Raw genomic sequence first — 12,687 nt, 5'->3', positions numbered from 1 at the left:
GTCCCAGGTCGGCTGGCTCTACGCGGTCCTCAAAGTGGCGGGTGGTCTCTATCTGATTTCCCTCGGCATTCGGATCTGGCGCGGCGCGTCCCAACCCCTCGTGGTCACCGAAAGCGAAACGGCACGTCCGTCGTCATTGCTGCGCTCGTTCTGGATGGCGCTGGCGACGCAAGTCAGCAATCCGAAGACCGCGATTGTCTATGCCGGCATCTTCGCGGCTCTTCTCCCCGCAGAGCCGCCCCTTTGGCTGCTCGTGGCGCTCCCGCCAATGATCGTCGTTGTCGAGACCGCCTGGTACACGGTCGTCGCCATCGCCTTCTCCGCGACTGCGCCGCGGGCCCTTTATCTCACGTCGAAAACCTGGATCGACCGGGCCGCGGGCGCGACGATGGCCGCCCTCGGTCTTCGGCTCATCGCGGACACCGCGAAGTCGGTGTGACGGGTCCCGCGAGTCGCCGCCTCGACGCCCAACCGTCTCCTCGACCGAACCTCGTCGCCCCCACGAGGCCTCTCCCGGTTCGGCGCTATTGTCGCGCCATCCGGGCGATGTCCAAGAGGGTCTTTGCGGCGATGACGTCGCTGAGGCCGGCTTGGCGCCGGGTGTCGAGAATGCTCGCCTGGAGCAGCGCGATGGCGTGTTTCGCCATGTCCGACGTCCAGCGCTGAAGGTGCCGACCGACGAGCGCCTTGCGACGGAAATGCAAGCCGCGCATGCCCTCCAGTACCGTCGCGGCGCTACGGCCCTCTTCGACGGAGAGCCGTGCGACCAGCAACATCAACGCGTGGCGGAGCGCCGCGCCGAGCAGCACGGATGCGTGAACGCCCTCCGCCGCCAACCGCCGCGAGCCGATCTCCAGGTCGGCCCCAGCGCCCGCGAAGGCCGCATCCACCACGGCATCCATCGCCAGGCTCGAAACATCGCTGAGGATCGCATCGATGTCGCCGACGTCGATCTCGCGCTTGCCGTGGGCATAGAGAATGAGTTTCGCCATCTCGCCGCGGGTCGCCAACCGATCCCCGCCGAGGCTTGCGAGGAGGGCGGTCCTGGCATCGCGGGAAATCGACATCCCGGCCTCCTTCAACATGTCATCGACGACGGCCTGAAGATCGCGCCCTGAATCCGCGTAGCAGGGCAGGGCGAGCGCCAATTGCGAACGCTCGCAGAGAACGCGCACGGGCGCATTCTTGGCCATGTCGCCGCCCTCGAGAATGATCGTGGTGTCCTGCAAGGGACCATCCAGCACCGCCTCCACGGCGCTCGCGATGTTGCGCGACGTGCTCTTGACCCAGATCGCGCGTCGGCCGCCGAACAGGGCGACGGTACCGGCCTCGTCCGCGAGGCGGGCCGGATCGGACGCGACCGTGTCGCCCTCCAAGCGGACGAGCTGGAACGGGTCGTTGGGATCGTCGACCGCCTTCTCGGCAAGCGTCCTCGCCCGCTCGCTCACGAGGCCGGTATCGGGTCCGTACAACAGGAAGACCCCGATCTGCGGATTGGGGCGCCGCAGCACCCCATCCACGTCGGCGGCCTTGATCGCCACCATCAGAGCTTGGCGTCGCGCGCCGAAAGCGCCGCCGCAAGGCGGGTCTTGATCTGATCGGCGATTTCCTTGGCGATCCGGATCTCCGCGTCGCGGGCCGCCCGGATGCTGGCGAAGCGCTGCTGGAAGCGATCGTAGCTGGCCGAGTTCTTGGCCGTTCCGGAGGCGATGGTCTTCGACCCATCAAGCGTCATGAGCGTGTAGTTGACGGTCGCGGAGATGACGGCGGCCTGGGCGGTCCCGGTCACCGAATCGACGATCGGCGTGCTGAGCGACTGGCCATAGGAGATCACCAGCTTGTAACGCTTCGGCGAAGGAATTCCGGATCCGTCGAGATCGAAGATCAGCTCGCTGCGCAGGTAATGGGAGACGCGCTCCAGCGTATCCGGGACGGCGATCTCCTGCACGTCGATCGCCGCCAAGGTTTCGCGCAGCGAATCACCCGACGCGGTCGGTCCGTAGAGGGGCCTGAAACAGGCGGAGAGACCGACGGCCAGGACGGCCACGGCCGTCCACCGCACGAAGCTTTTGACATCAAGCGACAACATTCACGATCCTCTGCGGCACCACGATGATCTTGCGGGGCGGCTTTCCTTCCATCGCCCGCTGAACGGCCTCGAGCGAAAGCACGGCGGCTTCGATCGTGGCCTGATCGGCGTCCCGGGCCACGGTCACGTCGGCGCGCTTTTTGCCGTTGACCTGTACCGGCAACGTAATCGCGTTCTCGACGAGAAGCGAGCGGTCAAGCTCGGGCCAATCGGCTTCCGCTGCGAGGCCTTCCTGACCCAGCACGACCCAGCATTCCTCCGCGAGATGCGGCATCATCGGCGCCAGCAGCTGGACGAAAATCCGTCCCGCCTCGCTGAAGGCCGCAGACGCACCCGGCTCCTCGGCCGCCTTCGCCTGCGCCAAGAGATCGTGTAGGCTGTTCGCCAGTTCGTAGAGATGGGCGACGCAGCGGTTGAACCGCAGGCGTTCGACGTCGTCCTCGACGGCGGCAAGCGCCTTATGCGCCGCCTTGCGCACAGCGACGGCAATCGGTCCCGTTGCGTCGTTGCCGTCGGCCTTTCCGCCGACCCGGTCGGCGATCTCGCCGACCAACCGCCAGACGCGCTGCACGAAACGCGCGGCGCCCTGGACGCCTTCTTCGGTCCAGATCACGTCGCGTTCGGGCGGGGAATCCGACAGCATGAACCAGCGCGCGGTATCGGCGCCGTAAGAGGCGATGATGTCGTCAGGGTCGACGGTGTTTTTCTTCGACTTCGACATCTTCTCGATCGAGCCGATCTCGATCGCCGCACCGGAAACAGCGTGGATTCCCCGCCGTTGGCTGCCGTCGGTCTCGATCCGAACGTCGCTCGGCATGACCCATGAACCGTCTTCGGCCCGATACGTCTCGTGCACGACCATGCCCTGCGTGAAGAGCCCGGCGAAGGGCTCGTCGAGCCCCGCATGGCCGGTCTTCTTCATGGCGCGGGTAAAAAAGCGCGAATAGAGCAGGTGCAGAATCGCATGCTCGATCCCGCCGATATACTGATCGACGGGGAGCCAATGGTCGACAACGTTCCGGTYGGTCGGCTTGTCCGTCAGCGTCGGGTCGGTGAAGCGCGCGAAATACCAGGACGAATCCACGAAGGTGTCCATGGTGTCGGTCTCGCGCCGCGCCGGCTTGTGGCAGACGGGGCAGTCGACATGCTTCCAGGTCGGGTGCCGGTCGAGCGGATTGCCGGGCAGGTCGAACGACACGTCGTCCGGCAGTTCGACCGGCAATTGCGCCTTCGGCACCGGTACGACGCCGCAATCCTCGCAATGGATGATCGGGATCGGGCAGCCCCAATAGCGTTGCCGCGAAATTCCCCAGTCGCGCAGGCGGAAGTTCACCTTTCGCTCGGCCACCGGCCGGTTGTTGCGGGTCTGACTTTCGAGACGGCGCGCGACCTCGTCCTTGGCCTCCGCGATGGTCATGCCATCGAGGAAGCGCGAATTGATCATGCGGCCGTCGCCGTCATACGCCGTGTCGGTGATCACGAACGTCGCCGGGTCCACGTCGGGCGGGCACACGACGGGGACGTTGCCGAGCCCGTATTTGTTGACGAAATCGAGATCGCGCTGGTCATGCGCAGGGCAGCCGAAAATAGCGCCGCTGCCGTAATCCATCAGCACGAAATTCGCCACGTAGACCGGCAGCGTCCAGGAGGCATCGAGCGGGTGCGCGGCGCGCAGCCCCGTGTCGAAGCCCATCTTCTCGGCCTTCTCGATGGCTTCGAGCGCCGTACCCGTGCGCTTGCACTCCTCGATGAATGCGGCGAGGTCGGCATTCTTCTCGGCCAACGCCTTGGCGAGCGGGTGATCGGGTGCGAGCGCGATGAACTTGGCGCCGAACAGCGTGTCCGGGCGCGTGGTGTAGACCTCGACCTCATTTTCCCCGTGCGGGCCCGGCGTCTCCAAAGCGAAGCGCACAAGCAGCCCCTCGGAGCGACCGATCCAGTTGCGCTGCATCAGGCGCACCTTCTCCGGCCACCGTTCGAGGGTGTCGAGGCGGTCGAGCAGATCCTGCGCGAAATCGGTGATCTTGAAGAACCATTGCGTCAGCTCGCGCTGTTCGACGAGGGCGCCGGAGCGCCAGCCGCGGCCGTCGATCACCTGCTCGTTGGCGAGCACGGTCTGATCGACAGGATCCCAATTGACCTTCGCGGTCTTGCGGTCGACGATCCCGGCCGACAGGAAATCGATGAACATCGACTGCTGATGCTTGTAGTAGCTCGGATCGCAGGTCGCGATTTCACGGCTCCAATCGAGGGACAGGCCCATCGATTGCAACTGGCTGCGCATGGTGGCGATGTTGGCGTAGGTCCATTGCTTCGGGTGGACCTTGTTCTGCATCGCCGCGTTTTCAGCCGGCATGCCGAAGGCATCCCATCCCATCGGATGAAGCACGTTGAAGCCCTTGGCGCGCTTGTAGCGCGCCACCACGTCGCCCATCGTATAGTTGCGCACGTGCCCCATGTGGATGCGTCCCGAGGGATAGGGGAACATCTCGAGCACGTAGTACTTGGGACGTGGGTCGCCGTTATCCGTCCGGAACAGATCCTTGTCGTTCCAGACCTGACGCCATTTCGGCTCTGCTTCCTTGGCGTTGTAGCGCTCGGGCCTCATCGTTCGTTTAATCATCCGTCAAGACAAGAGAGAAGCGACTTGCGTCGCCGGGTTGGCGCGGACTAGAGCATGATGCCGAAAAGGGCAACGCGGTTTTCGGCCGGCATCAGGATCTAGATGATTGAAATGGATCACATTTTACGAACTCGGTCCGATTCGAACCAATTTCGCGGTGATCTAGGACACAGCTATACCACGCGGTCAACGGCCTGGCTGCCCGCGGGCGTCGGAGAAGGAGTTTCAAGACCCATATGAGCATCGTCGAGCGTCTGCAACAGGTCCAAGCCGGCATTGCGCGGGCCGTTTCCGATTACGAGCGCGAACCGTCCTCGGTGACGTTGATCGCCGTGTCCAAGACTTTTCCGGCGGAGGATATCAAACCCGCTTTGCAGGCAGGGCAGCGGGTTTTCGGCGAAAACTACGTGCAGGAGACGAAGACCAAGTGGCCGGCGCTGCGGGCGGTCTATCCCGACGTCGAACTGCACCTGATCGGCCCGCTGCAATCCAACAAGGCAAAGGACGCGATCGCCCTGTTCGACGTCATCCAAACTCTCGATCGTCCCTCGCTCGCCGAGGCTCTGGCGAAAGAGATCAAGCGCGTCGGCAAGACGCCGCGCCTGTTCGTCCAGGTCAACACCGGCGAGGAGCCGCAGAAGGGCGGCGTCCTGCCCGGCGACGTGGATGCCTTTCTCGACATCTGCCGCGAACAGCATGGGCTTTCCGTCGAGGGCCTGATGTGCATCCCGCCGGCGGAAGATCCGCCGTCGCCGCATTTCGCTCTCCTCGCCACGATGGCGAAGCGCAACGGTCTGAAGGGGCTCTCGATGGGCATGAGCGCCGATTACGACGCGGCGATCCAGCTCGGCGCGACCCATGTGCGGGTCGGGAGCGCGATTTTCGGATCGCGACCGAGGGCCTGATGTCCCAGAGGAAGAGCCTGCCGCCGAGAGGAGAGGGGCTAGTCGACCATCACGACGGCGCCGAAGGCTTTCTTCTTCGGGTTCCAGAAATACAGCATGGTCCGCCCGTTGCCGATCAGGAGAATGCCGGGATTTTTTAAGGTCAGGCGGCTGGGATAACCATCCTCGCAGGCTTTCTGATGAAATTCCCGGAAGGCGTTGCCGCAAACGGTGTCCCATGGACCGGGTTCTGCGAGCCCGAGGCCGTCCTGGTCCGATACGCCGTCGCCCGTCGCGACAACCTTGCTGGCGCCCTTCATCGAGACGAGGAGGCCGCGGGCCATATCCTTGGTCCGGACCATGATCTCGGCGCGGTCCTTCTTCCCATCCCCGTCGAAATCGCCTTCGATCGCCGCGGGATCAAGGGATTCGGCGACGACGTCACCTGCCCGGGCACGTTCCTCATCCGCGGTCAGGCTCCGCCAGGCACTGGCCGTTTCGGCGAGAGCAGAGGTCGGGAAGAGCGCGCAAGCGAGCAGCAGGCGGGCAAGACAGGCCATGGAAGCACCATCGTCCAATCAGAATGCATATAACGATATAACGCGCGAAACGCAGAATCGACCATCGCATGCAGAATCATGCTGCCGGCTTGGAGGATTACCTCACGGCAACGGTTGAACCCTGCGCAACACGACGTTAGGATCGCACCGACAATTCATGTCGATCCACATCTCAACCACAGGAGGGCTGCATGTGTGAGGCACAGCATTTACGCATGTTCGGCCCCTGGAACGCCCTGCAGCAGCTTGTTGCAGGGCCGGCCACCGCACGGATCTGACGGTTTCACCGTCCCCATCTCGTCTGGTCAGCTCTGAACGGCTTTGCGCGTCCGGCTTGTGAAGTCTCGGCGCGTCTCATGCACGTTCACGTTTTCGCGCCGCCTTTCTTTCGGCCGCGCCGTACCTCCGAGATGAAGAAATGGCCTCCCTTACCCTCCGCAATGTCGGCGCCGTCGCGCAGACGCCGCTTTTCTCCAACCTGTCGCTCACCATCGGCGAGCGTGATCGCCTCGCCCTCGTCGCCGGCAACGGAGCCGGCAAATCGACGCTGATCCGCTGTCTCGCCGGGATTGCCGAGCCGACGAGCGGCGACATCGTTCGCGCCCGCGGCATGCGCGTCGGACTGGTCGAGCAGGACGTTCCGGCTGATCTCTTGGACGTCTCGCTGCACGAGGCGCTCTGCCGCGCGCTGCCGGTGGCCGAACGGCATGGCAACGAATGGCGCGCCGATATGGTGCTCGCCGATTTCGAGGCACCTCCTGATCTCCATCACAAGCCTTTGCGAGAACTGAGCGGGGGCTGGCAGCGGCTGGCGCTCATCGCCAGGGCTTGGATCACCGAGCCCGATGCTTTGCTCCTCGACGAGCCGACCAATCACCTCGATCTCGAGAAACTCCTTCTGCTGGAACGTTGGATCCGCGATATCGCCGGGTCCATTCCCGTCGTCGTGGCGAGCCACGACCGCGATTTTCTCGATGCCTGCACCACGCGCACGTTGTTTTTGCGACCGGAGCAATCGATCGTGTACGACCATCCCTATCGGATGGCGCGCGCGCTCCTCGCCGAGCACGATGCGGCCATGGAGGCGCGCTTCGAGAAGGATTTTCGCGAGGCCAAACGCCTGCGCCAGAATGCCGGCGAATTGCGCAACATCGGCATCAACAGCGGCAGCGATCTCCTGCTCAGAAAAGCCAAGCAGCTCGGCCGCCGTGCCAGCGTGATCGAGGATCGCATGCAGGCGGCGCATCAGGAACGGAGCGGCGAGATCCGCCTCGGCAATCGCGGCACCCACGCCAAGGTGCTCGTGCGCTTGGAGAACGTTGCCGTGACGACRCCGGATTCCCGGCCGCTTTTCGTCGTGCCTAAGCTCGAAGTCGAGCAGGGCGACCGGATCGTGGTGCTCGGCCGCAACGGCATCGGCAAGTCCCAACTCGTGCGGTTGCTGCGCGGGGCGATGGCGGCCCCCGACGCGAGCCCGGGAATCCGGATATCTCCGTCCCTTGCGCTCGGCTATGTCGACCAGGACATGTCGCAACTGCCCGGCAAGGAAACGGCGCTCGGCTTCATCCTGTCGGCGTTCCGCCTGGGCGACCAGCGCAGCAAGGCGGTGCTCGCCAATGCGGGCTTCTCCATCGAACGCCAGCGTCAGCCGATCGCCACCATGTCGCCGGGGCAGAAGGCGCGCCTCGGCCTCCTGGCGTTGCGGTTGTCGGAGCCGAACTTCTACCTCTTGGACGAACCGACGAACCACGTCGACATCCCTGGCCGAGAACAATTGGAGGCGGAAATTCTAGCGAGTGAGGCCACCGCGATCATCGTCTCGCACGACCGCAGTTTCGTGAACGCCATCGGCACCCGTTTCCTCTTGGCGCAAGAGCGCAAAGTGCGTGAGATCGAATCCCCGGAGGTGTTCTACCGGTCGCTCGCGGGCTAGCCGACGATGTCGATCCGGGTCGCCGGGCCGATGCGCTCGAGCAGGTGGCGCATCGCCTTCTTGTCCACGGCAATGCAGCCTTCCGTCGGCGTCATGCCGGGGCGGGCGAGGTGGAGAAAGATCGCGCTGCCGCGGCCGCGTCTGATCGGGCCGCGGTTCCATCCGATATCGACGATCACGTCGTAGACCGCGTCGTCGCGCCACAGCTTCTCATGGCTCGTCGGGCAGGGAAGCGGGACGGGTCGGTTGTAGCGGCGGTCCGCGGGGTCGTCCGACCAGCCGTCGGTGGGGCGGATCGGATGGAGGGCGAGACGACAGCGCGGCCGCGGACCGCGATCGGCCCGATAAAAGGCCTGGATCAGGGAGAACCGGCCGATCGGCGAAGCGCCGTCGCCCTCGCGCTTGGCATGGGTCGTGCTCCCACGCCCCAAGGCGCAGGGGATGACGAGATTGCCGGCCACCAGGCGTCCGCGACGATGGTCGAGGGCGGAGCGGTAGACTCGGATCTGGTCGATGCTGGTGCGCTTCATGAGGGCCGAGAGAGCGGCGTGGTTGTCGTGTTGTCAAGCTGACCGGTGCCCGACGCTATCAGCGGGCCGCATTGCTCCTTTCGGAAGATGCGGATAACCGGGGGTCTCGATCATGATCGGCGTGCATCGTGACGTTGAAATGGTCTAGTCTCTGAGCTGGAGCGAGGGGTCGTCCAAATCGGTTTTCCCTTTTGCTGGCCATGCTCCAGATTAGTGCAGTCGATCGGTTTTCGGGTCGATCCGTCATTTGGATTGTGCGTCTCCGCCGCGTCTTGAAGGGTTTGCAATGTCGAATGCCAGCCGCCTCCTCATCGTTGACGACGATCAGGACCTGCGCGACACGCTCGCCGAGCAGCTCGCTGCCTACGACGAGTTCAACGTCCAGACCGCGCAGAATGCGACGGCGGCGATCGATGCGGTGAAAGGCGGGCGCGTCGATCTCGCCATCATGGATGTGGGCCTGCCGGACATGGACGGTCGCGAGGCGGTGAAGATCATGCGCCATGACGGGTTTCGATCCCCGATCATCATGCTGACCGGCCAGGGTTCGGACGCCGACACCGTCAGTGGGCTCGAAGCGGGGGCCAACGATTATGTGGCAAAGCCCTTCAAATTCGCGGTGCTTTTGGCGCGCATCCGCTCGCAATTGCGGCAATACGAGGCGAGCGAGGACGCGGTCTTCCATATCGGGCCCTACACGTTCAGGCCCGGTTCCAAGCTGCTTTCGACCGAGAAGGGCTCCAAGCTCAAGCTGACCGAGAAAGAAACCGCCATCCTGCGCTATCTCTACCGCGCCGGACGTGACGTCGTCGGCCGCGATACGCTTCTCGCCGAGGTCTGGGGATACAATTCCAACGTGACGACCCACACGCTCGAAACGCATATCTACCGTCTGCGTCAGAAGATCGAGCCGGACCCATCCAATGCGCGCATTCTCGTGACCGAGGCTGGCGGCTACAAGCTGCTACCGTAACGCATCATGGCCCTCGAAGACGACATCGCGATCCTTTCCCACGCTCCCCTGTTCAGTTTGCTCGATCGGGACGCCTTGCGGCTGGTCGCGTTCGCCTCGGAGCATCGGGTGCTGCGGGCCGGCGATGTGCTCTTCCGAAAGGGCGACCGCTCGGACGGCGGCTATGTCGTCAGCCGCGGTGCGATCGCCCTCGACGCCAACGACGACGGCTCGCCGGCGACCTTCATCGGCCGGCCTGGAGCCCTGATCGGCCAGGCCGCCCTGTTCACACGGATCCTGCGTCCGGCGACGGCGACCGCGCGCGAACCGTCCGCCGCGATCCGGGTGTCGCCGAGCCTGATGCGCCGCGTCCTCGAAGAATTCCCCGCCGCCGCCGCTTCCATGCAGGACGCCATGGCGGACGAACTGACGCGGCTCACCGACGGGCTCGAACAGATCCGCCAGCAACTGGTGGCGATCGACGGCGAGACGCCGCCCAAGGAAAAATAGCGCTTATTCCTCCGCCGTCATGACCGGGCCCGTCCCGGCCACCCCGATCGGACGACCGTTGCCAATACGGTCGGATCAGAGCTCCAGCACCGCTGTCACCGGCACGTGGTCCGACGGGCGTTCCCAGCCACGGGTTTCGCGGGTGACGTCGGTCGTGCGCAATGTGCCCGCGAGGTCGCCGGAGAGCCAGATGTGGTCGAGGCGGCGGCCCTTGTTGGCGGCAGCCCAATCGGGGGATCGGTAGCTCCACCAGGAATAGATTTTTTCCGGCTCGGGCCGCAGGTGCCGCATGGCGTCGATCCAACCGGCTTCGCCGCGCAGATCCTCGAGCGCGGTCGTTTCCACGGGGGTGTGGCTGACGACGTCGAGCAATTGCTTGTGACTCCACACGTCGTGTTCGAGCGGCGCGACGTTGAGGTCGCCGACGAGGATGGCCGGCGCGCCTGTCGGCTTCGACGTGTCGCCCCAGCTCCGTACTTCGGACAGGAATTGCAGCTTGTGGCGGAACTTCTCGTTGAGGGACGGGTCCGGAATGTCGCCTCCGGCCGGTACGTAGAAGTTATGAATGGTGATCCCGGCGGCCTTCTTCGCCTCCGGTGCGAGGGTCACGGCGATATGGCGCGCATCCTGCCGCTCGCACATTTCCATGACGCTCGATTGCGAGAACGGATAGCGCGAGAGAATGGCGACGCCGTTGTAGCCCTTCTGTCCCACGTGGACCACGAACGGGTAGCCGAAGGATTGCAGATCCTTCAGCGGAAACTTGTCGTTCGGGCACTTGGTTTCCTGCAGGCACAGGATGTCGGGGCGTCGCTGTTCGAGAAAGCGCCGCACCTGATCGATCCGCAGGCGAACGGAATTGATGTTCCAGGTCGAGACGGTGAGCTGCACGGAGGAATTCCTTGGCCGGATGGTCCCTTCGGCTACGACACATTTGGCCGCGAGGAAAGGGTCACGGTGCCATCTCGCTGAACGCCCCGTCATGGCCGGGCTTGCCCCGGCCACCGCGATCGGAAGAACCCCGTGCTTCACGGGCCGAGGTCACCGGCACAAAGGCAGTGACGACAAGCAAGGGGGTGGGAGGCGCGAACCCTACCGGTTGTTGCCGATGCTCGGAGCGTTCGGGATGCGGAACAGGCTCTGGTCGATCGCCTTGGTGCGGTCGACCTTGTTGAGCGTCACGACGGTCTGGTAGCCCTGCGGATCGACGATCCGCCATTGGGTCAGGTTCTTCACTTCGGGGTCGAAATAGAGTGCGATCCGCGAAGTGCCGCCGAGAGTCGAGGAATCCTCGAGATTGACGCGCACGGAATTGGCGTCGCTCGAAATGCCGGTGACGGCGATGTCCTGGCCGAGATTGACGCGCTCGCGGAGCAGGAATTTCAGCGGCGTCTGCTGAATGAAATACATGTCCTGCGTGAGCAGCTTCTTGTCGCGCACGGCGACGGACGTGCCGTCGGCGATCACCTCCAGGGTCGCGGGCGGATCGTATTCGAAGCGGATCTTGCCCGGGCGGTGGAGATAGAGCGTTCCGCCGATACGGCGCCCATCGCCACCGATCTGCGTGAAATCGGCGACGAGCGTCGTCAGATTGGTGAAATAGCTGTTCGCGCGCTCGATGATGGCGCTGTTGGACAATTGCTCGACCCGCGCGACGGCGGCCGGACCCGCAGCGGCGGTGACGACCGGTCGCGGCGCGATGGAAATGGGCTCGGATGCGGCCATCTGCGCCAGCGTGGCCTTGTCCTGCTCAGTCCGCTTGGCGGGATTTTTTGCGGTGGCGACCGGCGGGAGCGGCACGGGCGCGGTCGATGCGACCTTGTCAGCCAAGGCGGCCTTGTCGGCGACGGCCTGGGTCGCGGCCGTGACTGCGTCATGAGTGGCCGGTGCGGACGTGCGGCGGGGATGGAAAGCGGTGGTCGCCAGCGGAGCGGCCGAGAGATTGAACCCTTGCGCGGTCGACGAAGTGGTGGCCGGCGCATGCGCATAGGCGGGCGGCAGGATCATGTCCATCGGTACGGTTTGCGCAGCCGTCGGCGACGCGGCAGCCGCGCTCAAGGTCGCGCCCGTCAAGAAACCGATCACACGCATGGCACCCGTGGCTGTCACGCTTAAATTTGCTCCCGCTCTTTCATTCCGGCCGTGCAGCTAGACCCGGCCTGTGGCTAATCGATGACGCGAATCGGGCGCCGATGTTCCCCAGGATTGGTCAATCGTCGTCCATCCCGGGCGCTTCCATCAAAATCTCGCGCTTTCCGGCATGATTGGCCGCACCGACGATGCCCTCCTGCTCCATCCGCTCCATGATCGACGCGGCACGGTTGTAGCCGATCTGCAGACGGCGCTGGATGTACGAGGTCGAGGCCTTCTTGTCGCGCAGGACGATCGCGATCGCTTGATCGTAGAGATCGCCGGTGCCCGAGCCGAACTCGCCCTGATCGAAGACCGCGCCGTCGGCGGCGGGCTCTTCCTCCTCGGCGGTGACGGCTTCGAGATATTGCGGCCGACCTTGCCGCTTCAGATGCGCGACGACCTTCTCGACTTCCTCGTCCGAGCAGAACGGGCCGTGGACACGGGTGATGCGCCCGCCCCCGGCCATGTAGAGC

General features: G+C 64.6%; 13 protein-coding genes. 5 read left to right on the top strand and 8 right to left on the bottom strand.

Annotated features, from left to right (window positions below):
- On the top strand, positions 1-439 hold a 439-nt coding region (locus tag AC1DT3_RS04090; protein ID WP_477463970.1), incomplete at its 5' end, for a LysE family translocator.
- A gap of 85 nt (positions 440-524) precedes the next feature.
- Here AC1DT3_RS04090 and holA read toward each other — a convergent pair.
- From holA to leuS, 3 genes are read right to left on the bottom strand one after another with little or no spacing between them, the layout of a single operon-like run.
- Positions 525-1,544, bottom strand: coding sequence for a DNA polymerase III subunit delta (holA, locus tag AC1DT3_RS04085; protein ID WP_477463969.1), 1,020 nt, complete (start codon positions 1,542-1,544; stop codon positions 525-527).
- On the bottom strand, positions 1,544-2,089 hold the full coding sequence (lptE, locus tag AC1DT3_RS04080; protein WP_477463968.1) for an LPS assembly lipoprotein LptE: 546 nt from the start codon (positions 2,087-2,089) through the stop codon (positions 1,544-1,546). The genes holA and lptE overlap by 1 nt, the downstream gene beginning before the upstream one ends.
- On the bottom strand, positions 2,076-4,712 hold the full coding sequence (gene leuS / locus AC1DT3_RS04075; RefSeq protein ID WP_477463967.1) for a leucine--tRNA ligase: 2,637 nt from the start codon (positions 4,710-4,712) through the stop codon (positions 2,076-2,078). The genes lptE and leuS overlap by 14 nt, the downstream gene beginning before the upstream one ends.
- 236 nt (positions 4,713-4,948) lie before the next feature.
- Between leuS and AC1DT3_RS04070 the strand changes: the two genes are divergently transcribed.
- A complete protein-coding gene (locus tag AC1DT3_RS04070) occupies positions 4,949-5,617 on the top strand; it encodes a YggS family pyridoxal phosphate-dependent enzyme (RefSeq protein ID WP_477463966.1) in 669 nt (222 codons plus the stop codon).
- 38 nt (positions 5,618-5,655) lie between these two features.
- On the opposite strand, the gene AC1DT3_RS04065 is transcribed toward AC1DT3_RS04070, so the two are convergent.
- The gene (locus tag AC1DT3_RS04065) at positions 5,656-6,156 is read right to left on the bottom strand and encodes a hypothetical protein (protein ID WP_477463965.1); all 501 of its coding nucleotides are present in this window, start codon (positions 6,154-6,156) and stop codon (positions 5,656-5,658) included.
- A 418-nt stretch (positions 6,157-6,574) separates the two neighbouring features.
- On the opposite strand from AC1DT3_RS04065, the gene AC1DT3_RS04060 reads away from it, so the two are divergent.
- Positions 6,575-8,089, top strand: coding sequence for an ATP-binding cassette domain-containing protein (locus tag AC1DT3_RS04060; protein WP_477463964.1), 1,515 nt, complete (start codon positions 6,575-6,577; stop codon positions 8,087-8,089).
- Here the strand turns inward: AC1DT3_RS04060 and AC1DT3_RS04055 are convergent.
- On the bottom strand, positions 8,086-8,619 hold the full coding sequence (locus AC1DT3_RS04055) for a L,D-transpeptidase family protein (protein ID WP_477463963.1): 534 nt from the start codon (positions 8,617-8,619) through the stop codon (positions 8,086-8,088). The genes AC1DT3_RS04060 and AC1DT3_RS04055 overlap by 4 nt on opposite strands.
- A 286-nt stretch (positions 8,620-8,905) precedes the next feature.
- Here AC1DT3_RS04055 and AC1DT3_RS04050 point away from each other — a divergent pair, with 286 nt between their 5' ends.
- Positions 8,906-9,592 (top strand): response regulator transcription factor, encoded by a 687-nt coding sequence (locus AC1DT3_RS04050; RefSeq protein ID WP_477463962.1) that lies wholly within the window; start codon positions 8,906-8,908, stop codon positions 9,590-9,592.
- A gap of 6 nt (positions 9,593-9,598) precedes the next feature.
- Positions 9,599-10,081 carry a cyclic nucleotide-binding domain-containing protein gene (locus AC1DT3_RS04045; protein WP_477463961.1) on the top strand — a complete coding sequence of 161 codons (483 nt, stop codon included), beginning with the start codon at positions 9,599-9,601 and terminating at the stop codon, positions 10,079-10,081.
- 75 nt (positions 10,082-10,156) lie between these two features.
- Here AC1DT3_RS04045 and xth read toward each other — a convergent pair whose 3' ends face one another.
- From xth to AC1DT3_RS04030, 3 genes are all read right to left on the bottom strand, one after another.
- Positions 10,157-10,972: an exodeoxyribonuclease III gene (gene xth / locus AC1DT3_RS04040; protein WP_477463960.1), complete on the bottom strand. Its 816-nt coding sequence runs from the start codon at positions 10,970-10,972 to the stop codon at positions 10,157-10,159.
- A gap of 201 nt (positions 10,973-11,173) precedes the next feature.
- The gene (locus AC1DT3_RS04035) at positions 11,174-12,190 is read right to left on the bottom strand and encodes an outer-membrane lipoprotein carrier protein LolA (RefSeq protein ID WP_477463959.1); all 1,017 of its coding nucleotides are present in this window, start codon (positions 12,188-12,190) and stop codon (positions 11,174-11,176) included.
- A gap of 100 nt (positions 12,191-12,290) precedes the next feature.
- On the bottom strand, positions 12,291-12,687 hold a 397-nt coding region (locus AC1DT3_RS04030), incomplete at its 5' end, for a DNA translocase FtsK (RefSeq protein WP_477463958.1).

The sequence above is a fragment of the Microvirga sp. P4_G7 genome, assembly GCF_056401005.1.
This window is presented reverse-complemented; position numbering and strand designations above follow the sequence as displayed.

Coding starts and splice junctions, on each gene's coding strand:
- holA (WP_477463969.1), bottom strand. CDS start 1,544: ATGGTGGCGATCAAGGCCGCCGACGTGGATGGGGTGCTGCGGCGCCCC.
- lptE (WP_477463968.1), bottom strand. CDS start 2,089: ATGTTGTCGCTTGATGTCAAAAGCTTCGTGCGGTGGACGGCCGTGGCC.
- AC1DT3_RS04070 (WP_477463966.1), top strand. CDS start 4,949: ATGAGCATCGTCGAGCGTCTGCAACAGGTCCAAGCCGGCATTGCGCGG.
- AC1DT3_RS04065 (WP_477463965.1), bottom strand. CDS start 6,156: ATGGCCTGTCTTGCCCGCCTGCTGCTCGCTTGCGCGCTCTTCCCGACC.
- AC1DT3_RS04055 (WP_477463963.1), bottom strand. CDS start 8,619: ATGAAGCGCACCAGCATCGACCAGATCCGAGTCTACCGCTCCGCCCTC.
- AC1DT3_RS04050 (WP_477463962.1), top strand. CDS start 8,906: ATGTCGAATGCCAGCCGCCTCCTCATCGTTGACGACGATCAGGACCTG.
- AC1DT3_RS04045 (WP_477463961.1), top strand. CDS start 9,599: ATGGCCCTCGAAGACGACATCGCGATCCTTTCCCACGCTCCCCTGTTC.